At 55.3% G+C, this 22653-nt stretch carries 20 protein-coding genes; 2 read left to right on the top strand and 18 right to left on the bottom strand.

Features of this window, described 5'->3' with window-relative positions; translation table 11 throughout:
* Positions 1 to 30 precede the first annotated feature (30 nt).
* The 15 genes from ftsZ to rsmH form a co-directional block, all read right to left on the bottom strand.
* Positions 31 to 1209 carry a cell division protein FtsZ gene (gene ftsZ / locus W02_RS14590; protein ID WP_173048949.1) on the bottom strand — a complete coding sequence of 393 codons (1179 nt, stop codon included), beginning with the start codon at positions 1207 to 1209 and terminating at the stop codon, positions 31 to 33.
* Between the two features lie 52 nt (positions 1210 to 1261).
* Entirely contained in the window at positions 1262 to 2497 is a 1236-nt protein-coding gene (gene ftsA / locus W02_RS14585; RefSeq protein ID WP_173048944.1) for a cell division protein FtsA, read from the bottom strand.
* A gap of 3 nt (positions 2498 to 2500) precedes the next feature.
* Positions 2501 to 3370: a cell division protein FtsQ/DivIB gene (locus W02_RS14580; protein ID WP_173048941.1), complete on the bottom strand. Its 870-nt coding sequence runs from the start codon at positions 3368 to 3370 to the stop codon at positions 2501 to 2503.
* Positions 3371 to 3372: 2 nt separating this feature from the next.
* A complete protein-coding gene (locus tag W02_RS14575; RefSeq protein WP_173048939.1) occupies positions 3373 to 4356 on the bottom strand; it encodes a D-alanine--D-alanine ligase in 984 nt (327 codons plus the stop codon).
* Complete coding sequence (murB, locus tag W02_RS14570) at positions 4356 to 5303, bottom strand: UDP-N-acetylmuramate dehydrogenase (RefSeq protein WP_173048937.1); 948 nt, start codon at positions 5301 to 5303, stop codon at positions 4356 to 4358. The genes W02_RS14575 and murB overlap by 1 nt, the downstream gene beginning before the upstream one ends.
* 4 nt (positions 5304 to 5307) lie before the next feature.
* Positions 5308 to 6699 (bottom strand): UDP-N-acetylmuramate--L-alanine ligase, encoded by a 1392-nt coding sequence (murC, locus tag W02_RS14565; RefSeq protein WP_173051496.1) that lies wholly within the window; start codon positions 6697 to 6699, stop codon positions 5308 to 5310.
* A 70-nt stretch (positions 6700 to 6769) separates the two neighbouring features.
* Positions 6770 to 7897: an undecaprenyldiphospho-muramoylpentapeptide beta-N-acetylglucosaminyltransferase gene (gene murG, locus W02_RS14560; RefSeq protein WP_173048935.1), complete on the bottom strand. Its 1128-nt coding sequence runs from the start codon at positions 7895 to 7897 to the stop codon at positions 6770 to 6772.
* Positions 7894 to 9012 (bottom strand): putative lipid II flippase FtsW, encoded by a 1119-nt coding sequence (gene ftsW / locus W02_RS14555; protein ID WP_232068554.1) that lies wholly within the window; start codon positions 9010 to 9012, stop codon positions 7894 to 7896. The genes murG and ftsW overlap by 4 nt, the downstream gene beginning before the upstream one ends.
* A gap of 110 nt (positions 9013 to 9122) precedes the next feature.
* Positions 9123 to 10529, bottom strand: coding sequence for a UDP-N-acetylmuramoyl-L-alanine--D-glutamate ligase (gene murD, locus W02_RS14550; protein ID WP_173048932.1), 1407 nt, complete (start codon positions 10527 to 10529; stop codon positions 9123 to 9125).
* A 6-nt stretch (positions 10530 to 10535) separates the two neighbouring features.
* On the bottom strand, positions 10536 to 11612 hold the full coding sequence (gene mraY / locus W02_RS14545) for a phospho-N-acetylmuramoyl-pentapeptide-transferase (protein ID WP_173048930.1): 1077 nt from the start codon (positions 11610 to 11612) through the stop codon (positions 10536 to 10538).
* A gap of 31 nt (positions 11613 to 11643) precedes the next feature.
* On the bottom strand, positions 11644 to 13131 hold the full coding sequence (murF, locus tag W02_RS14540) for a UDP-N-acetylmuramoyl-tripeptide--D-alanyl-D-alanine ligase (RefSeq protein WP_173048928.1): 1488 nt from the start codon (positions 13129 to 13131) through the stop codon (positions 11644 to 11646).
* Positions 13128 to 14627: a UDP-N-acetylmuramoyl-L-alanyl-D-glutamate--2,6-diaminopimelate ligase gene (locus W02_RS14535; RefSeq protein WP_173048926.1), complete on the bottom strand. Its 1500-nt coding sequence runs from the start codon at positions 14625 to 14627 to the stop codon at positions 13128 to 13130. The genes murF and W02_RS14535 overlap by 4 nt, the downstream gene beginning before the upstream one ends.
* Positions 14628 to 14651: 24 nt before the next feature.
* The gene (locus W02_RS14530) at positions 14652 to 16367 is read right to left on the bottom strand and encodes a penicillin-binding protein 2 (RefSeq protein WP_173048924.1); all 1716 of its coding nucleotides are present in this window, start codon (positions 16365 to 16367) and stop codon (positions 14652 to 14654) included.
* Complete coding sequence (locus W02_RS14525; protein WP_173048922.1) at positions 16367 to 16702, bottom strand: cell division protein FtsL; 336 nt, start codon at positions 16700 to 16702, stop codon at positions 16367 to 16369. The genes W02_RS14530 and W02_RS14525 overlap by 1 nt, the downstream gene beginning before the upstream one ends.
* Positions 16699 to 17610, bottom strand: coding sequence for a 16S rRNA (cytosine(1402)-N(4))-methyltransferase RsmH (rsmH, locus tag W02_RS14520; RefSeq protein ID WP_370467986.1), 912 nt, complete (start codon positions 17608 to 17610; stop codon positions 16699 to 16701). The genes W02_RS14525 and rsmH overlap by 4 nt, the downstream gene beginning before the upstream one ends.
* A 171-nt stretch (positions 17611 to 17781) precedes the next feature.
* On the opposite strand from rsmH, the gene W02_RS14515 reads away from it, so the two are divergent.
* Positions 17782 to 18660, top strand: a complete 879-nt coding sequence (locus tag W02_RS14515; RefSeq protein WP_173048918.1) for an IS1595 family transposase — start codon at positions 17782 to 17784, stop codon at positions 18658 to 18660.
* Positions 18661 to 19142: 482 nt separating this feature from the next.
* Here W02_RS14515 and W02_RS14510 read toward each other — a convergent pair whose 3' ends face one another.
* Positions 19143 to 19547 carry a hypothetical protein gene (locus tag W02_RS14510; protein WP_173048916.1) on the bottom strand — a complete coding sequence of 135 codons (405 nt, stop codon included), beginning with the start codon at positions 19545 to 19547 and terminating at the stop codon, positions 19143 to 19145.
* 753 nt (positions 19548 to 20300) lie between these two features.
* Between W02_RS14510 and W02_RS14505 the strand changes: the two genes are divergently transcribed.
* Positions 20301 to 21014 (top strand): hypothetical protein, encoded by a 714-nt coding sequence (locus tag W02_RS14505; protein WP_173048914.1) that lies wholly within the window; start codon positions 20301 to 20303, stop codon positions 21012 to 21014.
* Positions 21015 to 21019: 5 nt separating this feature from the next.
* Here the strand turns inward: W02_RS14505 and W02_RS14500 are convergent, their stop codons facing one another.
* On the bottom strand, positions 21020 to 22039 hold the full coding sequence (locus tag W02_RS14500) for a hypothetical protein (protein WP_173048911.1): 1020 nt from the start codon (positions 22037 to 22039) through the stop codon (positions 21020 to 21022).
* A 53-nt stretch (positions 22040 to 22092) separates the two neighbouring features.
* The gene (locus tag W02_RS14495) at positions 22093 to 22590 is read right to left on the bottom strand and encodes a YajQ family cyclic di-GMP-binding protein (protein WP_173048910.1); all 498 of its coding nucleotides are present in this window, start codon (positions 22588 to 22590) and stop codon (positions 22093 to 22095) included.
* Positions 22591 to 22653: the final 63 nt, after the last annotated feature.

Raw genomic sequence — 22653 nt, 5'->3', positions numbered from 1 at the left:
TGCGCGCATCGTATTGTGTATTGTCCGGTTCTAGTCAGCTTGCTTTCGTAAAAAGGTCGGTACATCCCACTCGTCGTCCGCTACCACTGCCACACGGTCCATCGCATGGTTGGATTCGCTCATCCGACGAAGAAATGTCGGCCGATCGAGATCTTTGTGTGGCCGGTCGGCCACTGCGGCTGCGCTACTCATGGACTGATGCGCATTTCGAGATGGTCGGGAGGCTGCCATGGATGCCGCCGCCGGCTGTTCCTCACGCTCAAACCCTGTCGCGATCACTGTGACTACCAGGTCATCACCCATGTCCGGATTGATCACTTGGCCGACGATGATATTGGCCTCGGAATCTGCCGTTTGTTGGATGATCGACGCAGCTTCTTCAATCTCATGAAGCGACATGTTTTGGCCACCCGTAATATTGAGCAGAACGCCCCGTGCGCCTTCCACACTCCCCTCCTCTAAGAGCGGACTGGAAATGGCCTTTTGAGCCGCTTCGATGGCACGGTTCGTACCCCGGGATACGCCCATGCCCATGACGGCACGCCCCGTATGCGACATGATCGTGCGGACGTCGGCAAAGTCCACATTCACATGGCCGGTCGTCGTGATCACGTCGGCAATGCCTTGGATCGCCTGTCGCAACACATCATCCGCAACTTTGAACGCCTCCAGAAGCGGCGTGGTCTTGTCGACGATTCCCAAGAGTCGCTGATTCGGAATGATCAAAAGGGTATCGACATGTCGCCGCAGGTCTCGTATCCCTTCATCAGCATGGCACATCCGGCGATGGCCCTCGTACTGAAACGGTTTGGTTACAACGCCAACGGTCAGAATGCCCAACTCCCTGGCAATGCTGGCCACGATCGGAGCCGCTCCGGTTCCAGTTCCTCCGCCCATTCCAGCCGTCACGAAGACCATATCGGAATTTTCAAGGCACTCACGGATCTGGTCCTTGCTTTCCAAGGCCGATTCTTTTCCAATTTCCGGTTTTGCCCCCGCGCCGAGCCCCCTTGTCCGTTCAGGGCCGAGTTGAACTTTGTATCCGGCACGCGAGCGCTCCAGGGCCTGGAGGTCGGTGTTGGCCGCAATAAAATCAACCCGAGCGAGCCCGGAGGTAATCATGGTATTGACGGCATTACATCCGGCGCCGCCGACACCGATGACCTTGATCCGGACCGGAGAGACGACATCTTCTTGAAATGAGAACATGGGGGCACCTCCCTTGAGCAAGCCGCGCGGCAGTGGCGTGTCCGCGCGAGCGTTAGAAGAACTCGAACATCCACGATTTCATCCGATCGAATACCCTTCCCAACGACCGACCGCTTCGCAACCCCGCCGCAGCCATCTCGTCAGTGTGCCGACGTGCATGAAGAAGCAAGCCGACGCCCGTTGCATGCATGGGATTGCTCACGATGTCCCGCAACCCGCCGATTCCGGAAGGTGCGCCCCTCCGTGCAGGAAGATTCAAGGCATGTTCAGCCGCATCCGGCATCCCTTCCAGCAGCGACGTCCCCCCCGTGATGACCACGCCGGCTCCCAGCATTCCTTCGTACCCGGCACGCACGATCTCTCGTCTGACCAGTTCGAACATCTCATCGACTCTCGGTTCGAGAATCTCCGCAATGTCACGCCGTGAAAAGGTTCGCGCCGGACGGTCCCCGACTGAGGGGACTTCTACCCGCTCGTGCCCGAGCACGAGTTCCGTTCTCGCCTGACCATGTTGTACTTTGATCCTCTCGGCTTCCGTTTGCGATGTCAGCAAGCCGATGGCCAAATCCTTCGTGAGATTCTGACCGCCGATGGGCAGGACGGCGGAGTGTCTGATACTTCCGTCGAGGAAGATGGCCAGATCCGTCGTGCCGCCGCCGAGATCGACCATCGCCACGCCGAGATCACGTTCCTCCTGGCTCAATACGGCTTCGCTGGAAGCCAGCGGTTGCAGAATAATGTCCACCACATCGAGTCCGGCCCGATTCACACTTTTGATAATGTTTTGTGCGGACGTCACAGCGCCGGTGATGACGTGGACGTTGACTTCCAACCGATTGCCGGACAGTCCTAACGGTTCACGTACGCCTTCCTGCCCATCGACCATGAATTCCCTCGGCAGCACATGCAGGATACGTCGTTCGTGCGGGATGACTGCCACGGTTCTGGCGCTTTCGATAGCCCGTTGCACGTCGTCGCGAGTCACCTCTGATTTCTTGAGCGCGACAACGCCTTTGCAGTTTTCCGCCGAGATGTGGCTTCCGGCAATTCCGGTATAGACAGAATTGATCTGGACCGCCGCCATGAGTTCCGCTTCCTCCACCGCTTTCTTAATCGATTCCACGGTGCTTTCGATGTCCACGACGACACCCTTGCGCAGCCCGCGAGACGGACTCGACCCCACCCCGATGATGTTCAGCACACCGTCATCAGTGACTTCGGAGACAATGGCGCAGATCTTCGTGGTTCCAATGTCCAAGCCCACAAGAATTTGATCGCGTTTTGCCACTGCCTACCCCCTTTCCCGGACGATGACGCGATTGTCGTATCGCAAATCCACTTCGCCGCCCTCATGCCGTTTGCCATCCGAAGCTCCAAGCCTGGATACGGACTTCACCGTTTTAAATCTGTTCCATTGGTCAACGAGAGCATGGGCTGCAAATTGGAACCGCGTACCCTTGGTGGAAACAACGGGCCCGGCCGGATCAGAGAGATCAATTTCCACTCGCCCATCCACGGTATTCGCCATGACTTTGGCCAATTCAACGGAGGCTTCTACTGTTCTCCTGGCTCGCACATCGCCGCGCAGCGCAGACCGTGCCTCACGGCCGGTCAGGAGAGGCAGTGCCAATTCGTCGTGAGCCCCCAGCCGGTTCAACATCACACCTTCTTGATCGACCAGGAAATGCTCAACGCCCACTTTGATGATGGCGGCGGGAGTGCGCTCCACGACGCTGATACGCAATTCATGCAGCGGCCGCCTTTCAATCGTCGCCTCTTTGATCCATGGCAGAGCCTGCAACCGCTCGGCGAGATATGAGAGGTTCACTTGATGGAGCGCGATCCCCTTCTTCAGCGACAATCGGTCGACAATTTCCTGGGCCGTCACATGGTGCACGCCTTCTATATGAAATTCTCTGATCTCCAAACCTCGTTGAATCATCGGCCCTGTTTCTCGAATGCCAACAATTCCCATCCATATCATTCCCGCCGATGCCGCTCCCCACGCGAATCCGCGGGCCATGCGCCGGCAGGTCGCCAACCGTTTCGATCGTTTCAGCTGCTGATGTTCTTCGGCAGCTTGGGCCGCCCGAGACCCTTTCCATCGATTGGTGCGGACCTCGATCTTTGCTTGACGCCGTTTCCGAAATGGAGACCACACGGTTATTTGCTCCTTTGCGTCATCTGTTCCCTGCGCACGATGGCAGACTCCAAAATCCGTTCGGTGAGTTCGTCATAGCCGATGCCGGCCTGCGCGGCCGCCATCGGCAGCAGGCTGGTCTCCGTCATGCCGGGAACCGTATTGATCTCCAACACATAGGGGCGTCCGCGCGGGGTAATGCGAAAATCCACACGTACGGCGCCCGCACACCCCAATGCTTCGTATGTTTGCGATGCCAGCTTGCGGATGTGCGTGGTGATGGAGGCCGGTAATGGTGCCGGACAGACATACCGAGTCTTGCCTTTCTCGTATTTTGCCGCGTAGTCGTAGAATCCTCCGGGTGCCATGATTTCGACGGCAGGCAAGACCAACGGCGCTCCGTCTCGTCTCCCAAGGAGCGACACCGTCACTTCATGCCCTGGAACATAGGCCTCGACGACCGCCTCACGGTCGTATTGATGCGCGAGGGCCACGGCAGGGTTCCACTGTGATGGCTTCTTCACGATGGTGACTCCGATCGTCGATCCTTCAGAAGCGGGCTTGACGACCACCGGCAAGCGCAATTTGGTACTTCGCAAGGACCGGCCACTTGATCTCAATGCACCGCGCCTAATGACAAATCCCGTCGGAACCGGTATGGCTTGCGCTCGCAAGAGAATCTTTGTCGTTTCTTTATGCATCCCTACCGCACTGGAATGGATGCCAGATCCCGTGTAGGGAATGCCCAACGTCTCTAAGTACCCCTGGATGGAGCCATCCTCGCCGCCAGGTCCATGGAGCGCAAGAAATGCCATGGCGATACTGTGTGCTTGAAGATCTTTACTCAGTGACGGACCGACGTCTATTGCCACCGCGTCATATCCTCGTCGGAGAAGCGCTTGATGGACCGCCGCGCCGGTGCGCAGGGACACTTCCCGCTCAGATGACTGTCCTCCCATCAGCACACCAACACGGGAACTGGTCAGTAACCGACGCTTCTTCGCCATTACCTCTGCCCCACGATCTTGAGTTCAAGATCAAGCCGGATCCCGGCCTGCCGTCGAATTATTCGGCGAACCTTTTCGATCAGCGCCACAACGTCGGCCGCCCGAGCCTGACCTCTATTCACGATAAAGTTTCCGTGTTTGGTCGACACTTCGGCGTCGCCCACGCGCATGCCCTTCAGCCCGGCCGATTCGATCAACCTCCCTGCCGAATCCTTGGGTGGATTCTTGAAGACACACCCTGCGCTCGGCTGGGCAAGCGGCTGTGTCTCGCGTCGATAGTGCAGGTACTCTTTGACCACTTGTTGAATGTCGGCCTTGACTCCTTGCCGCAATTGGAGCCAGACGCCTGCCACGATCCCCTTGGGCAGGTCAGCGCGACGGTACTCGAACGGAATAGCTGAGGAAGGAATGTCGATGACCTTCCCGCGCATCGAGACCATGCGAACGGCTTGCACTGACTGTTTCATCTCTCCCAGTCTCGTTCCGGCGTTCATCACCACGCAGCCACCGACCGTACCGGGAATCCCGGCCGCCCACTCCAAACCCGCCAAAGAGCGGCGGATCGCATAACTAATGAGCGTCGGCATCCCGACCCCTGCCTCGACGTACAGCACCTGACCCGGCTCATCCTTGATGGACCGCAGCGCGGACATGTTCACCACGATTCCCCGAATGCCACCGTCTCGGATGAGCAAATTGGTACCGCCCACCACGAATATCGGAACACGTTGACGACGTGCTTGACGGACAAGCTGGACGAGGTCTTCAATGTCGGCCGGTTCGACCAGCACATCAGCCGGGCCGCCGATGCGAAATGACGTATACGGTCCCAGTCCAATATCGAATGACACGGCGCCCTTAATGCCAGCCACTGCCGCGGCCAGATCCCGTTTACGAAATGTGTTCCTGTCACGGCTGGCATCCTCTCCGCGAACTCTCCGGTGCATCGGTTCATGTTCCGTTCGTCAACCTTGCCAAGAGTTCCGGTCCCGACTTCCAGATGTCTCCTGCTCCCAAAGTCAGCACCAAATCTCCAGATCGAATCTGAGGCAGAACCTGATCGACAAGTTGGTCTTTCCGTTCGACGAAGGTCACGGACGGATGTCCCACGGATCGAATAGCTTCTGCGAGCTTGGATCCGGAGACGCCGGGAATCGGCTGCTCACTCGCCGGATAGATTTCTGTGAGAAAGAGATGGTCGGCGTCGCTGAACGCTTGAGAAAATTCATCCAGGAGATCGCGGGTTCTCGTATAGCGGTGCGGTTGAAAGAGGACCATCAGCCGTCGCTCAGCCCATCCTTGCTTCGCGGCAGCCAGCGTCGCCCTGATCTCCGTCGGATGATGGCCGTAATCATCCACAACCATAATTCCGTTCGTCTCGCCTCGGAGATGAAATCGGCGTTCAACTCCCGTAAATGCCGCCAGGGCCTTACGAATGAGATCCACCGGCACATCGAGCTCGACACCGATGGCAATGGCGGCGAGCGCATTGGAGACGTTATGAATTCCTGGCACTGAAAGGCGGAACGGCCCCAGGTTCCGACCTCGGAAGAATGCCCTAAACTCTGCCCCCCATTGTTTGAGCGAAATATCGGCGGCCTTGAAATCAGGCATCACACCGCTTGCTTCTCGCAAGCCATAGGTGTGATACCGCTTGACGATCTGCGGGAAAAGTGAACGAAGCCGGTCGTCGTCGGCGCATAGCACCGCCATTCCGTAAAAGGGAACCTTATTCACGAACTCCAAAAAACTTTCATTGATGCGTTCCATGCTGCCGTAATGATCGAGATGTTCACGATCCAGATTGGTGACGGCGACAATCGTCGGAGAGAGTCGAAGAAAGGACCCGTCACTTTCATCGGCCTCCGCCACTAAGAGATCGCCTCGCCCCAACCGGGCATGGCTACCCAGCGCATTGACTTTCCCGCCGATGACCATCGTCGGATCCAGTCCCCCTTGAGCCAGCACGTTCGCCACCATGGATGTGGTAGTGGTCTTCCCGTGCGCACCGGCTATCGCAACTCCAAATTTCAATCGCATCAGCTCGGCCAACATTTCAGCACGCGGAATCACTGGAATCTGCTTGGCCTTTGCCACCAGCACCTCAGGGTTCTGCCGGGATACGGCCGAAGAAATGACCACGACCTGAGCATCTCCGACATTTGATTCCTGGTGTCCGATAAAAATCCTTCCTCCGAGTTCTTCCAGCCGGCGCGTGGTATCCGATGCTTGGAGGTCGGAACCCGTTACTTTGTATCCGAGCGTGAGCAACACTTCCGCAATGCCGCTCATGCCGGCACCGCCGATGCCAACCAAATGAATCTGTTGCGTCTTGCGAAACATCGGTGCGCGCCTCAAACCTCCGACGGGTTGGGAAGGATTGAACCCTTGCCTGCTTCCTGGTCCGATGCCATTAGACTCCCGTGGCTCCATGAGACTGATGGTCGTCATGACGGTCTCCCATGAGTGAATAGCATTCGCGGACGATCATTTCCGCGGCGTCCGTTCGTCTCAATGCCAGACTCGCAGTTCCCATTTCTCTCAAACGATTCTCGTCTTTCAAGAGCGACGTCACGGTCGCAGCCAGCTTGTCGCCCGTCAGTTCGGACTGGGGCAGCACGACTGCCCCTCCAGCGGCTTCCATAACCTGTGCGTTGTTCATCTGATGACCATAGATCGCCGTCGGAAGCGGAATCAGAACCGCCGGTTTGCCGCAGGTGGTTAATTCGGCTATGGTCATGGCACCGGACCGTGAGACCACCAGATCCGCCGCGCCGATCGCGGCCGGCATATCGTATAAGAACGGCACCACTTCAGCGGCAATCCCCACCCCCCGGTAGGCCTGTTGGACACGGGCATGGTCCGGTTGGCCGGTTTGATGAGTGATTGTCAGGGATGGATTGTCCATAGCGAGCTTGCTCAGCCCTTCCAGAACTGCGGTGTTGATGGCTTTTGCGCCTTGACTGCCTCCGAAAATCAAAACATGCCGTCTACCGGCTGTCCTCGGTGTCAGTTGTGCTTCCTTGACATGATCGAGAAATTCTCTCCGCACCGGTGTCCCGACGACCCGGATGCGTGCCCGGTTGAAGGAGGTGGCTGCTGATTCGAATGCCAGAAATACGCGATTCGCCGCCCAGCCGATGGCTTTGTTTGCCATACCTGGATTGGCGTTCGGTTCGAGAATTACTCGCGGCACTCCGGCCATGGCCGCAGCCACGACCATCATTGGACTGGTGTAGCCACCCACGCCAACGATGAGATCCGCTTTTTCTTTCAGGACCATTCGAACGCATTGCCACAAACTGACCGGCATGGCGGCAAGACCCTTCGCAATTCCCAAGACTCCGGTTCCCATAACCGGCTTCGCGCTGATCAACCTGAGTTCGAACCCCTCGTGCGCAAGCACCTTCGTCTCGATACCGCGGGCCGTCCCGACGAACTGAATCCGAATCGTAGGATCGCGCCGAAGGAACTCCCGGGCTAATGCAACCGCAGGATAGAGATGCCCCCCTGTCCCTCCGGCGGCAATGATGATCGTCATCCGTGATCCGGATCACCACGCCCGACCTTCGACGTTCCCGCGTGTCGGTCGCGGGATATGCTGAGCAAAATCCCGACGCATATGAAACTAATGACAAGAGACGACCCTCCATAACTGACGAACGGCAAGGTCAGCCCTTTTGTGGGAACCAACCCCGTCACCACCGCAGCATTGACCAAGGCTTGGATGCCGATGAGGAGCGTAAGCCCCATGCCGAGAAATTTTCCGAAGGGCATTCTCGCTCGCGACGAGATCACAAATCCGCGCCAGACAAAAACGGCAAATAAGAGAATCACGGTCGCCGTCCCGGCCAATCCCAGTTCCTCGCCAATCAACGCCAGCACAAAATCGGTGTGCGCCTCCGGAAGAAAGAATAGCTTCTGCTTTCCCTCCCCCAGACCGACCCCCAAGGGTCCGCCGCTGCCGAATGCGAGAAATGACTGCGTGATTTGAAAGCCCCCGTCCGAGGCATCCTTCCACGGCGCGAGAAACGCCAGGAACCGTTGGCGGCGATAGCTCGACCCTAGGATCAACATCAGCACGACGGGGATCGCACAGAGTCCGAGTGCGATCAGGTGAGAGACTCGCGCGCCTCCGAGAAACAGCAGTCCCACACTCACGAGTCCAATGACAACGACGGTCCCCAAGTCCGGCTCGAGAAGCACGAGGCCGCCGAGCAACCCAATGACAATCAGAGGCGGCAAGAGGCCGCTGCGAAACAGTGAGAGCTTCTCTGCTTTCTTGGTCAGGTATGCGGCGAGGTAGAGTACGGCCACCAATTTGACCATCTCGGCCGGCTGCATGGAAATCGGCCCCACATGCAGCCACCTCCTGGCTCCCTTCGCGACAACTCCGAATCCGGGAATCAACACGATGACCAAGAGCGCGGTCATGCAGAGAAGAATGGGGAGCGACAATTTTTTCCATAGCGCGTAGTCGATGCGAGACGCGATGTGCATCAAGGCAAACCCGAACCCTAGCCATGCCACCTGCCGCTTGAGAAAAAACTCCGGATCGTGAAATCGATTGCCGGCCACGATTGCACTGGCGCTGAACACCATCACGAGGCCCAACAGAGCCAGTGTGAGCGTGATAAAAAGGATCGTGTGATCCATTGGCACTCGATGCCTGGCAGGCCGGTTGCCGGTTGGTGTCCATGGCAAAGACATCGTTCCTGAAGAGCGAGCCGCCACGAGTCACGACCATTGTCTATCAACAATGCACATTACGCGGGTAACGCCTGAACGGCCGCCTTAAATTGTCGCCCGCGATCCTGATAATCCACAAACATGTCGAAACTGGCGCAGGCTGGTGATAGCAGCACGACGTCGCCGGAAACTGCCTCATGCGCGGCCAACTCGACGGCTTCACGCAAACTCGAGGCATCGCTTGAAGGAATCCCGCTCCAGGTCTCCTTCATCAAGGCCGCCGCTTCGCCGATCAGGATGACGCGCTTGACACGCCGCTGAATGGTTTCAGTCAAGCGCGAAAAATCCCCTCCCTTATCCCTCCCGCCTGCTATAAGCCAGATTGGCCGATCGAGTCCCTGGAGCGCTTTCAGGGTGGCATCTACATTCGTCCCCTTGGAATCGTTGACGAACCGGACCCCCCTGCGCTCGCGGACCAATTCCAGGGCATGTTCAAGGCCGGGAAACGTCGAGATGACACGCCTGATGATGTCAGGCGGACAGCCCCAGAGTGCGGCATAGGTAGCCGCGGCCATCGCATTTTCGACGTTATGAGCCCCGAGCATTCTAATTTCTCCACGCCGAAAGACCTCCTCACGTTTTCCCGTCACGGTCGTGATGATCGAATCACCCTCGAGAAACGTTCCCCCGTCCACATCGGATGGCAGTCGTTGCGTATGGGTGAATCCCAGACGTTTGGCTCGCACCCTGCCTCGGAGAGGCGCAACCCTTGCATCGTCGAGATTGACCAGGGCGAAATCGCGTTCCGTCTGGTTTTGGAAAATGCTCGCCTTGGCTGCAAGATACTCATCCAACGAGGCATAGCGGTCTTGATGATCGACGGTAATATTCAAAATAGCGGCCAACCATGGATGGAACTGTTCGATTGCTTCCAACTGAAAACTCGAGATTTCCACCACGTGGTAGTCGAACGGTTCGGGTAATCCTCGTGCGTGCGCTTGTCTTGTCTTTAAGGCGGCTTCGCTCAAGGCCGTACCCAGATTTCCGCCCACGAAGGCCGTCTTGCCCTGTTCGGCCAGCATCTTCCCCATCAAGGTCACGGTCGTACTCTTTCCGTTCGTACCGGTCACCCCTAGAATCGGCGCAGTCAGAAATTGCGCCGCGAGTTCCAGTTCCCCGATCACCTTGACGCCGCGACGGCGCACCTGTTCCAGCGCATCGATCCGATGGGGAACGCCAGGACTGATCACCACCAGATCGGCTTTCTCAAGAGACGTCTCATAGCGGCTTCCAGCGACGACCTTTACCTGATTTCGATCGATTGACGAGAGCGCCGACATCAGTTCTTCTGGTTCTTTGCGGTCGGCGAGGGTGACCCGTGCTCCCGCTTCTTGTAAAAGATGGCAGGCGGCGATCCCACTACGAGCCACGCCCAGTACCGTCACATGTGCCCCTTCCAACGGAGTGTGTTCAGCGCTCCCCATATGACATCACCGAAGCTTCAACGTGCTCAGGCTGAGCAGCGCCAGAAGGATGGCGATGATCCACAGCCGAACGACGACTTTTGGCTCCTCCCAACCCTTCATTTCAAAATGATGATGGATCGGAGCCATTAAAAAGATTCGTTTACCCCGCGACTTGAATGAGACGACTTGGAAGATGACCGAGACCGCTTCGATCACGAAGACACCGCCGACCATCAGGAGCAGGAGTTCGTGTTTGCTGATGACGGCTACAGTCCCAAGCGCTGCGCCTAACGGCAGTGATCCGACGTCTCCCATGAATACGGTGGCCGGATACGTGTTGAACCATAGAAACCCGAGGCTTGCGCCGAGAATAGAAGCCGTAAACACGGCGATCTCGCCCGCGCCTTCGATGTGAGGGATCAGCAGATAGTCCGACATCAGGCGGTGTCCAGCAACATACGCGACAATGGTATATGCCAGTGCCGCAATCATCACCGGGCCAATCGCAAGCCCATCGAGACCATCAGTCAAATTCACGGCGTTCGAACTGCCGACGATCACCAGCACGACGAACACCACATAAAACCAGCCAAGGTCCGGCATAAAATTCTTGAAGAACGGGACATTGAGTTTCGTCGTGTAGCCCGGCATGAAATAGAGCGCGAGCGCGATCAGCAGAGCGACCACGATCTGAGCGGAAAATTTCTGTGCAGCCGATAGGCCTTTGGATCGAGCCTTCATAAACTTGAGATAGTCGTCCATGAATCCTATGACGCCGAAGCCGAGCGTCGCGATAATGACGAGCCAGACGTACGACCTCGAGATGTCCGCCCAAAGCATAGTCGAAAGCAGCACGGCAAAGATGATCAGCATGCCTCCCATCGTCGGCGTGCCGCTTTTGGTCAAATGGCGCTTCGGCCCGTCATCGCGAATCTGCTGTCCAAGCTTGATTTCCTGCAATTTTTTGATCAACCACGGCGCCAAGACGAATGCGATGAGAAACGCTGTCACAGCGGCGTAGATGATGCGGAAACTCAGGTATCTGAAAACGTTCAGGAACGAATATTCCGTGTGAAACGGATAAAGCCAGATGTAGAGCATGCACCCTTCCGACCCCGACCGATGACCCGACCTATGACGCCTGCTTCGTCACGGCCCTCATACCTGTCACTCCCTGGACGACTTGCTCCATCTTCATGCCACGCGAGGCTTTCACCAGCACGACATCGCCTTGACGGATCGTCCGACGAACGCAGTCAACCGCAGACGATGCATCGGGAACCTCGACAATAGATGAACGTGTCATGCCGCCCTTCCTGGCACCTTCGGCAATGTCTTGTCCCAACACTCCGCATGCAATCAGCCTCGTGACCTGTTGTGAAGCAAGGAACCGACCGACATCCAGATGCATTTGGCGAGCGGTTGGGCCAAGTTCGAGCATATCTCCGAGCACGGCAATTCGTTCGCGGGCGGGTTCCCACTGCGCAAGAAGCTGTATGGCCGCCTTCATGGAGGCAGGATTGGCGTTATAACAATCATTGATGATGTGAACGCCGTGATGCGTCACGACCTGCGAACGCATCGCAGCCGGGCGGAATTTCGCCAACCCCTCCGCGATGGCTGTTCCAGTCAGATTAAGCGCACACCCGACCGCCGCAGCAGCCAATGCATTGCTGACATTGTGATGACCATGCGCCTTGATCTGGATAAGGAGGGGTCGGGTCTTTCCAAGGAGCGTCACGGCGAAGGTCATGCCCCGCTTGCTGTCAGACGTAATCCCCGTAGCTCGAACATCGGCCTTTTGCGAAATTCCAAACGACAGGACTCGGCAGCGGGCGCGCGAGGCAAGATAATCAAAATACGCATCATCGGCATTGAGAATGGCCGTGCCATCCACCGGCAACTGGTCCAAGAGTTCGGCCTTGGCCTGAGCCGACCCCTCCATGCTGCCGAAGAACTCCAAATGGTCGGGTCCGATATTGGTAATCAATCCGACAGTTGGCCTGACGATCTCGGACAGCCTGGTCGTCTGGCCCTGCGCATCGACTCCCATTTCGATGACTGCTGCTTGATGGCGAGCCGTCAGGCGTAACAGGGTGTGAGGAACTCCGATTCGATTATTAAAATTACTTTCTGTTTTGAGCGTTCGCCATCGTTGGGCCGCCACAGCCGCAACCATGTCCTTTGTAGTCGTTTTGCCGTTGCTTCCGGTGACGGCCACGACCGGAATAGCAAACCGACTTCGATGGTGCGTCGCGAGTTGCTGAAACGCAAAGAGCGGATCGCGCACCCCGAAGACAAAGGGCACGGAACGTCCCGATCGGGCAATGCTCGCGGGAACCTGGTACTGGTCATGCACGATCACCCCTGTCGCACCTTTCGCGAGTACCGCGGCAATGAAGTCATGCCCGTCGAACCGTTCTCCACGGAGCGCGACAAAAAGGTCGCCTCGTCGGATCGAACGGGAATCGGTGGCGACACCGCGGATACGACGTTTGGCGGATGTTGACGTTTCGCCCGCAAGCACCTTGACGCTGATGACTTCACGCAATTCTTCGATAGTGAACAACGCCATCCCTTCCTCGCCGTGGCTGTATGCTCCACTGTGCTGTGGAGTCACGCGCAACTCCTCAGTTGTTCGATGGCTTCGCGCGCGACTTCGCGATCGTCAAAATGCAGTTTCTTGGTCCCGACAATCTGATAGTCTTCATGCCCTTTCCCGGCAATGAGCACGATGTCACCGGGGCGAGCCAAGCGAATGGCCAGAGCGATCGCTTCACGACGGTCAGCCACAAGGTGGTATTCGATGGTCTTGCGTCGTAGGGCATCGCGAACCCCGACTTCGACCGCCTGGAGAATGGCCAAAGGATCTTCCGTTCGCGGGTTGTCGGAGGTCAAAACGACAACATCGCTGTGTTCCACCGCGACACGTCCCATTTTGGGTCGCTTCCCTCGATCCCGATCGCCTCCACACCCGAATACCGTGATGATACGATGTGTTTTTAAAACTTGTGCGGCTGTCAACAGCCGAAGCAGAGCGTCTTCGGTGTGCGCATAATCGACGACGACCGTAAAGTTTTGTCCGGCAAAAACACGTTCAAACCGACCCGGCACGTTATCGATTGATGCCACCGCTTCCCGCACCTGATCACACGTTGCGCCCGCATGAAACGCAACCCCGATGGCCGCCAACAGATTGTACACATTATGTTCTCCGACAAGCCGGCTTTCGATGGGGAAACGCCCGGCAGGACTTTCAACTGTAAAGGAAGTGCCTGCCATGGAAAGACGTACCGATACCGCCCGAAGATCCGAATTTGCGTTAATGGCATACCCCCATACCGGAACCCGACAGGCCCCCCGAATGCGGGCACCCCACGAGTCATCCATATTGACAATTGCCAGTGGTGCGCGTTTCGCCCCACCGCCCAGGCTCGTAAAAAGCTTGAGCTTCGCCTCAAAGTATTCCTCCATGGTGCGATGAAAATCCAAATGATCCTGGGTCAGATTCGTGAAGACGGCGACGTCGTACTCGCAACCTGCCGTGCGATCAAGCGCAAGCGCATGTGAGGAGACTTCCATGACCGATGTATCGAGTCCTGCCGAAAGCATGGTCGATAAAAGCCTTTGAAGCTCCAACGCCCCAGGCGTCGTGTGTGATGCCGGAATAATTTGCCGTCCTATCTGATAGGCGACGGTTCCAATCAGCCCCACTTTGCGCCCTAATGCCTCCAGCAGCGCTTTGGTCAAATAGGTGGTTGTCGTCTTCCCATTCGTGCCGGTCACACCAATCATCGTCAACTGAGCAGAAGGATCGCCTTGAAAACGGCTTCCGATCAGGCCCAACGCCTTGCGAGAATCGCTGACCCTCACAAAGGGGAGGATCGCGCTTTGCACCTCGGATTGTGCCATGACTGCCGAAGCCTTTCTTCGAACAACGTCCTCAATGAACGCATGCCCATCGAACCGATCGCCTTTCACGGCGACAAATAGACTTCCTTCGGTGACCGACCGTGAGTCATCGGTCACCGAAGTCACCTCCGGATCGAGGTTACCCCGGCGATCTAGAATTTCCACGTGTCCGTGAAGGGCCGATACCAGTTCCGCCAGCCTCATGGTGCTGAGCCCCGCTCCTGCTCGTTATCTTCTGGCCACCATGGCAATCTTTACCTGATCGTCCTGCGACACGCCCAAGTAGTTCAGCACCTGCTCTCCCACCCGTCGAAATACCGGTGCCGACACGACTCCGCCCCAGGCTTCGCCCTGCGGCTCATCGATCACGACGATCATGGCCAGCCGAGGCCTATCGGCGGGAACGTATCCCACAAAAGAACCGATGAACTGCGTGTTCGAGTATGTTCCGGTACGAGGATCGATTTTCTGTGCGGTGCCGGTTTTACCCGCAACACGGAACCCAGGGATGGCCGCTTTCGTCCCAGTTCCGTTTGTAACCACACCTTCGAGAATAGTGGTCAAGATTCTCGCCGTCTCGGGAGAAACGATGCGCCGCTTCACCTGGGTCAGGGAATCTTTCAGAAGTCCTCCCTTCTGATCCCTGATTTCCGATACCACATAGGGCTTCATCAGGACTCCGTTGTTCGCGATTGCCGAAACAGCGGAGACCATTTGCAGAGGCGTCACCCCGATTTCCTGCCCCATGGAAATAGAGGCCAGCGAACGTCGCCCCCACAACTTAGGCGCCTTCAATAATCCAGCTACTTCTCCGGGCAGGTCGATATCTGTCCGTTGCCCGAACCCGAATGCCTGGAGGTAGCGGTAGAGGCGTTGTTCACCCAGGGCCATTCCGGTCTTGGCAGCACCGATATTGCTTGATTTTTGAATCATTTGCGCGAATGTGATCCAACCCATCTTTTCGTGATCATGGATCGTCGTATTAGCCACTGCCATCTGACCATTTTCGGCAAACAACATGGAACCGGGCATCATGACCTTTTCTTCAAGGGCAGCGGCAGCCACCATGACTTTCATGGTAGACCCCGGTTCGTAAGTATCTGTCAGCGCACGATTCCTCCAGCGATCAGGCGTGAGCGACGCGACGGCATTCGGATCAAATCGTGGGTTGACAGCCATGGCAAGAATCGCCCCGCTGTGCGGGTCCATGACAATGATCGTTCCTCCCTTCGCGTGTGCGCGATTGACGGCATCTTCCAATTCCTTTTCGGCGATATATTGAATCACTTCGTCAATGGTCAATGCCAATGTGTGCCCGGAAGCAGGAGCGTTTTCCTTTAATCCTTTTGGGAACACGGTCCGGCCAAGCGCATCACGCTGTAGAACCGTCATACGTTTTTCTCCCTGAAGATCCCCCTCATAGCGACGCTCCAAGCCCTCCAAACCCTGCCCATCCATTCCTGCGAACCCGAGCACGTGCGACAACAATGGTCCCTTGGGGTAAAACCGTCGTCCCTCCATCACTACCCCGACGCCATCGAGCGAGAGCCGCTCAAGGAGGTGACCTTGTTCCGGCTCCACCTTACGAGCCAACCAGACGAAACTCTTATCTTGACGCAACTTTTTCTCCAGTTCATCCTTTCGTAAATGGAGTACGGGCGAGAGGTGACGCGCAACAAGAGCCGGGTTCTCGAGTGCCGTTGGAACACCAAATACAGACGGCACGTCGATATTCATGGCCAGGACTTTACCGTGACGGTCCGTGACGGTCCCACGAGCGCCCTCGAAGGTCACACTCTTCTGATGTTGACGGTCGGCTTTCGCAGTCAGTTCCTTGGCCTGAAGCACCTGAAGATTGACCAAGCGGAGCATGATGCCGACAAAACCGAAGAGTAGTATGAGCGTAACCAAATACTGCCGGCTTCTCGGCGGCCCCATTCTCATTACTCCCGCACCTTCACTCCTTGAACGTTTTTCGCGATACGGATCTGATCAGGTACTGAGACGGACGGCGTCATCGGCTCCAACTGTTGATGCACCATAAAAACTTGTCCCTGCTGAGGCGGGAACAATCCGAGCTTGTCAACGGCCACCTTGGCGATACGCTCGGGAGCCGTCAGTGCGGACGACTTGACTTGCAGATGATCCCGTTCACGTTCGAGCAAGACTTTTTGGATCTTGAGCCGCTCGATCTGATATCCCAGTCGAACGACTTCCACTCGTTCCCAAACAAACACAAAGACCAAGCATAACCCCGCCAGCAATGCGATCATTTTCATGACCGTCCCTCCAGCTCAAGGCGTTCTGCGACTCGAAGCTTTGCACTCCGGGATCGTGGATTTCGAAGCACTTCGTTTTCGCTCGCCATCTGCGGCTTCTTTGTCAATACCTGCAACCGCGATTCGGACAGCGAGCGGTAGGTTCGTTTGACAATTCGGTCTTCAAGCGAGTGGAAGGAAATGACACACAGCCGCCCTCGCGGTGACAACACGTCGACGGCGTCCAGCAGGGCCGACTCCAATTGATCAAGCTCAGCGTTCACCGCAATTCGAAGCCCTTGAAACGTCCTCGTGGCGTAATGGAGTCGTCCGTGTCGATAGTGCGCCGGGACGGCGTCTCTGATAATCGCGACCAGTTCGCCGCTTGTCCCGATCGGACGAGCAGATCTTGCTCGGACGATCGACCGAGCGATTCGACGCGCGAATCTCTCCTCTCCAAACCGATAGATCAGATCCGCAAGATCGGCCTCATCCGTACTATTCACGATATCAGCCGCCGTTGGTCCTGTAGTGGGATCCATACGCATGTCAAGAGGACCATCCGTCTGAAAGCTGAACCCGCGCGCAGGATTGTCGAGTTGAGGGGATGAAACCCCGAGATCAAACAGCACCCCATCGACTCTAGAGACACCACGTCCTGCAAGGTGCCATTTCAAGTCTGCAAAACTTCCGTGAATTGTAATAATTCGCGTACCGAATCTTCCAAGACGAGTACGAGCCGCATTGAGAGCCTCTGGGTCACGATCAATGCCGTAGAGAGCACCGTCAGGCGCGGTGGATTCCAAAATCTTCTCGGCATGCCCACAATAACCCACAGTGCAATCCAAAATGATCGAACCAGGTTTTAGATCAAGCCAATGAATGATTTCTTCGAGCATGACTGGTTCATGCCCAGAAACGTCTTTAATTTTACTGATTCCATCTTCTCCCACATTCTCCCACCAAAAGCGGAGTATACTCCTCGTCAAACAGTTGTCAACAATTATTCATGCACTTACAGCGTATTTTCATGATTATATACTTGACACACCCAAGCCTCTTGGGTTATCCTCTGTTCAGGTCAACAACAGGGGGTATTTATGGGGCAAAATCTACTAGCAGGGAAACATTTGAACGATGAAAAAGCGGCCTATGAATATCTCTCAAAAATGCGCTGGCCGGACGGACCGATTTGCGTGCATTGCAAATCTAAAAAAGTTTATACGCTCAACGTCAAAGCCTCAAAGCGTGTGGTTCTCAAGTGCGGCTCTTGCCGTAAACAGTTCTCCGCGACCGTGGGAACAGTCTTCGAAGACTCCCATATTCCACTCTCTAAGTGGATCATGGCCTGTCAGCTTATGTGTTCAGCCAAGAAAGGCATTAGCTCCCATCAACTCCATCGCATGCTTGGCATCACCTACAAGAGCGCATGGTTTATGAGTCATCGTCTACGGCATGCAATGCAGAAAGCTCCAGGCGGAAACAAGCTTGGCGGCATTGTGGAGTGTGACGAAACCTACATCGGTGGAAAAGAGAAGCGTTCCGCAGGTCCATCAAAAAAGACCGCTGTTTTCGCGCTTGTTGAGCGCAATGGCAATGTCCGTTCATTCGCTATGCCGAGAGTGACAACGCGCAATCTTCGATCCGTTATTCGTGAAAATGTTTCAACCGATGCTCGGATCATGACTGATGAATTCCTCGGCTATCGTGGCCTCAAGAAAGAGTTCGCTGATCATCAGACTATAAATCACTCACGCGGTCATTATGTACGCGGTGAAGTCACCACGAACACGATTGAAGGGTTTTTCAGCCTACTGAAGCGCGGAATCAACGGAACATTCCATCACGTTTCAAAGCATCACTTGCACCGCTATCTGGCGGAATTTGATTTCCGTTACAACGCTCGCAAGACGGACGATGCAACGCGAGCATTACTGGCCTTCAATCAGATCGAAGGCAAGAGGCTGATGTATAAATGACTTGTCAGGAAGAGGACTTCGATGAAGACTTGGACCGAGAGGGTTTCCGCCTGACTGACTTCTTGTCAGGCTTCACAGATAAAAGCTTCTTCATGGCCTCGTCGAGGCTCAAAGGACTAAACGACAACGGCTTCTCTTTTGCCATACCTGGCATTGTATCGAATCCTCCCGCCCTTGACAAAGTAAGACAATCGGCACCATACTGTGAAACCACTTCCTCCCACCAAAATGGAGGGGGCAGTGGTCCCCTGCTCGTTAGCCTAGCACTTAATGAAGTAGGGTGTTCCTGGGATTTTGGGTACTCGTGTTATAGGACCGCGGGGCAAACGCGGTCCTTTCCCCTTCCCTTTCCTTTTCCCCATTTCAATCACCTCCTTTCATTGTTGCGTGGTCGGGATCGGTTTGCGTGCGGAACCAATCCCAGCACACGGCTAACAATGTCCAGAGATGATGTGCTAAAGCAGGGGCACTGCCCCCAGTTGCTATCTAATTGCTATAATCTCGTCTCCTTCTTCTCTACTGACTCTTCCCGATGCGATCAGTCTCCAGATAGCAGTGTGAAGCTTGTTCGCATAACGACCCAGTTTGATGGATGGATATCCTCGCTCTTCCATTTTCAATCGAAGCGTTCTTGGGCTTACCGGATAGTCAAATTCAAACAGACACATCATTACAGCTTCTGGGAGCGCCAGATCGGCAAACTGCACGTTGCGTGTTTTGCCGCTACGAATAAGGCTTCTCTGGCCGCACGATGGACAGTGAGCGTGTGCCTTCCTATTCCAGTCGCGAAGCTGGTTGTTAATTCGTTCCATCTCCGATTCCTGGGATTCAAGCTTTTGTGCAAGCGTTTGAACCGTCTCTTGAAGCTCGAACAGTTCTTTATTCATGTGCGCCTCCTGTGCATTGCACTAGCCAGTGGTGACTACGTAGCATTAGTAGATAAAATTCGCAACCTCTTTTTTGAGGTTGCTGAGATAGAGAAAGGCCGCCACTATAAAATGGCGATAAGATGGAAGTCAACCGTTTGTGGGTGATTGTGGAGGGGCCATTTTGGGTGTGTGAAATATATAATCATCCGTATTTTCATGCACTGAATGGAGTAGGTCAAAATGTCCCAAAGCCATGCGCCGGAACAGCCTTAAATGGATGGATTTGGTTGTTAGAAGTCCGGGTGGGAGCCACTATCTAGGAACTTCAGAGCTATCACTCACTCAAGTATTCCAAATATCGACGTCCCAGCCACATCCGTATGAATGCCTTTAATTGACAAGGGGATGAATCGGATCAACAATGAGTTTTATATGAAAAATATTGCTATGACGCACTCGACAGTGATTAGGTCGCTACTTTGCTTGTTATTTATTCTATGGTCCGACGGACAGCAGCCCCCAAGCGGCTTTGCGGCATCACCAATCTATTGGTGCCCCGATCGCAAAACCGATCGGCAATATTCCTCAAAGCCCGATCAGGGATGCGTTCCACTTATTGGGGAAAAAGACACCGCACCAAATCAAGAAGTTGGATCGGCAAACCAAAGCGCCACTTATGACTTTAAAGTCGAGGAGCTTAGAAAAAATGTTTCTGCATTTCTTGCCAAATACAGGAAGTTTCTCGACTGTTGTAAAACTGATTTGACTGAGTTGCAGCATGTCGAGGAGCTGGGGCATGAACTGAGCGAGATCCTTAATTCTGCTCAGGCGCAGCTGTCCAATTATTCGTTTGCCTCGCGAGGAGTCATGATCGGCGACATGATTCGTGCAGTGGCCATAGCGCGGGCTGACCTCCTCACGTTGCACGTCCGTCTTGAACAAATCGGGGACGCGGCTTCCAAGCAAGCTCATTCAGACTTTGAACATGCCGGCCGTGAAGCTGAAATCGCAAGAGAGGTAGAGGAATCCATCCAGCGAGACATCGGCGCACCTACGCTTCCGTCCAGCGCAAGGACTGGATCGGATATCGGCAAGGCTCCATCAGCAGGACCTGAGATCGGGCGAACTCCCAAGACAGGCTCCGCAATCGGCAATGAGGGCCGCACGGGGGAAGATATCGGCTTCTCGCCAAGAAATAGCAGAGATATCGGCGGGAATGGTCCGACCGGATTCGAGATCGGAGCGACTGGACGCGCGGGTCCCATGATTGGAGAATCCTCGTTCAATCGTGAAGAATCTTCTGAGGTCGACTCTTCGCTGCAGCGATCCACCGTTGGATCCAATCTTCAAGACTCCACTGTGGGCTCAAACTTGCGACCATCATCGATTGGATCCAGCCTCGAGGATTCGACTGTGGGCTCGTCATTTGGCGGCTCCTCGGTTAGTTCCAGTCTCCAGAACAGGGGAACAGGTTCGCCTAGATAATCTGCTTAATGCACAGACGGGCGGTTATTGAGCTTCGGCATTGGCTCCCATGTTTCTCCCGCGTTACGACTTCGATACAAGCCGCTTCCATTGGTCCCCGCATACAACGTATTTGAGTCTCTCTCGCTCTGGGCAACGGCCCGGACGTTGGTGGTTGTCAATCCGGTATTGAGCGCGTTCCAGGTAGCTCCCCCATCTGTCGTACGATGCACTCCATCCCGCCCTGTCACGTAGATCACTCCCTGGCGTGCTCGATCATGAATCATGGCCATAATCATCTGGTCGGGAAGCGATTCCCCGATCCGATTCCAAGACTTGCCTTCATCGATAGACTTAAAGATCCCGGCAAGCGTCGCAGCGTAGACCGTTCGAGAATCGAAGGGATCGACCACAACTGCTGTGACATTGAGTGCACGGGATGTCTTGACCATTGTCGGAGGGACCAAACCGTTATTGACTTGTTCCCAACGCCCTGCCGAATCCACGGTTTTGTACACGCCGCCACTCGTACCTGCATACAGTGTCGACGTGCGGGTCGGATCCATGCCAAGCGTCACCACCATCAGCACTTCTTTCATGCCCTCCATTTTTTTTGTCCAGTTCTCACCACCGTTTTTCGTTTCAAATACTCCCATCGTCGTTGCAAGGAATATATGATTGCTATCCCTCGGATCGAACACAAACTGGTTGACCACTGATGAAATCGTCGCATCATCGAGCCCCGAACGCATGGAGACCCACCGCTGTCCGCCGTCGTGACTTTTGAATACTGCATCTCCTTTCGTCCCGGCATACACGGTCGCCGGATACGTCGGATCGATAGCCATGGAAATGACGCGTGAATGACTCATCCCTTGAGAGAGATTGGTCCACGTCTGCCCTCCGTCACGAGTCTTGTAGATATAGTCGTTGGTCGCGACGTAAATGATATCCTGGTTTGTTGGATGGAGCTGAATGAGGACGATCGGATCGCCCCGGTCACACCCAGTGAGTTCAAGAGACAGGCATACGAGCGTGAGGAGCATCCATCTCATCGGAATGCCAGAACATTTACATTTACAAAAGGCTGGCGTCTTGATCACCGATAATTCGTGAATTGTAAGTCAACTCCGAAATCCATTCCCTTCAAAAAAGCGATGGCCGTCTGAAGTTCGTCCTTGCTCTTACTGAGAATCCTGACCTGTTCTCCCTGAATCTGCGCCTGCACTTTCATCCGAGATTCTTTGATTGATTTCGTGATCTCTTTTGCCTTCTCCGATGCCAGCCCGCTTTGAATCATTGCCGTTTGCCGAACCGTGCCGCTCAGTGCAGGTTCGACAACGCCATGTTCAAACGCCTTAAGGGATACTCCTCGCTTGACGCACTTCGCCTTGATAATATCCTGCACCGCATTCAGCTTGTATTCATCATCGGACACAACGACGAGTTCTTTCTCCTTCTCCTTTAGCAGAATTTCCGTTTTCGAGTCTTTGAAGTCGAACCGCTGCTTAATCTCTTTGGTCGCTTGGTCCAGCGCATTTTTTAGCTCTTGCATGTTCACTTCAGATACCACATCAAATGAAAATTGATCAGCCATCTCTCTCCTCCAGGGCCCTTTCTGGGCGCCATTCGATTTCCGGACACTGTTGGCCTTGACCGG

Origin of the sequence: Nitrospira sp. KM1, assembly GCF_011405515.1 — a bacterium.
Lineage (GTDB): Bacteria > Nitrospirota > Nitrospiria > Nitrospirales > Nitrospiraceae > Nitrospira_C.
This window is presented reverse-complemented; position numbering and strand designations above follow the sequence as displayed.

What these genes read in the sequence shown, in the direction of transcription:
- murC (WP_173051496.1), bottom strand. Translation starts at nt 6,699, where the DNA reads ATGTTTCGCAAGACGCAACAGATTCATTTGGTTGGCATCGGCGGTGCC.
- W02_RS14510 (WP_173048916.1), bottom strand. Translation starts at nt 19,547, where the DNA reads ATGAATAAAGAACTGTTCGAGCTTCAAGAGACGGTTCAAACGCTTGCA.
- murG (WP_173048935.1), bottom strand. Translation starts at nt 7,897, where the DNA reads ATGACGATCATCATTGCCGCCGGAGGGACAGGGGGGCATCTCTATCCT.
- W02_RS14535 (WP_173048926.1), bottom strand. Translation starts at nt 14,627, where the DNA reads ATGAGGCTGGCGGAACTGGTATCGGCCCTTCACGGACACGTGGAAATT.
- W02_RS14575 (WP_173048939.1), bottom strand. Translation starts at nt 4,356, where the DNA reads ATGGCGAAGAAGCGTCGGTTACTGACCAGTTCCCGTGTTGGTGTGCTG.
- W02_RS14525 (WP_173048922.1), bottom strand. Translation starts at nt 16,702, where the DNA reads ATGAAAATGATCGCATTGCTGGCGGGGTTATGCTTGGTCTTTGTGTTT.
- ftsW (WP_232068554.1), bottom strand. Translation starts at nt 9,012, where the DNA reads ATGGATCACACGATCCTTTTTATCACGCTCACACTGGCTCTGTTGGGC.
- W02_RS14515 (WP_173048918.1), top strand. Translation starts at nt 17,782, where the DNA reads ATGGGGCAAAATCTACTAGCAGGGAAACATTTGAACGATGAAAAAGCG.
- W02_RS14500 (WP_173048911.1), bottom strand. Translation starts at nt 22,039, where the DNA reads ATGCTCCTCACGCTCGTATGCCTGTCTCTTGAACTCACTGGGTGTGAC.
- W02_RS14495 (WP_173048910.1), bottom strand. Translation starts at nt 22,590, where the DNA reads ATGGCTGATCAATTTTCATTTGATGTGGTATCTGAAGTGAACATGCAA.
- ftsZ (WP_173048949.1), bottom strand. Translation starts at nt 1,209, where the DNA reads ATGTTCTCATTTCAAGAAGATGTCGTCTCTCCGGTCCGGATCAAGGTC.
- murD (WP_173048932.1), bottom strand. Translation starts at nt 10,529, where the DNA reads ATGGGGAGCGCTGAACACACTCCGTTGGAAGGGGCACATGTGACGGTA.
- mraY (WP_173048930.1), bottom strand. Translation starts at nt 11,612, where the DNA reads ATGCTCTACATCTGGCTTTATCCGTTTCACACGGAATATTCGTTCCTG.
- murB (WP_173048937.1), bottom strand. Translation starts at nt 5,303, where the DNA reads ATGCACCGGAGAGTTCGCGGAGAGGATGCCAGCCGTGACAGGAACACA.
- W02_RS14530 (WP_173048924.1), bottom strand. Translation starts at nt 16,367, where the DNA reads ATGAGAATGGGGCCGCCGAGAAGCCGGCAGTATTTGGTTACGCTCATA.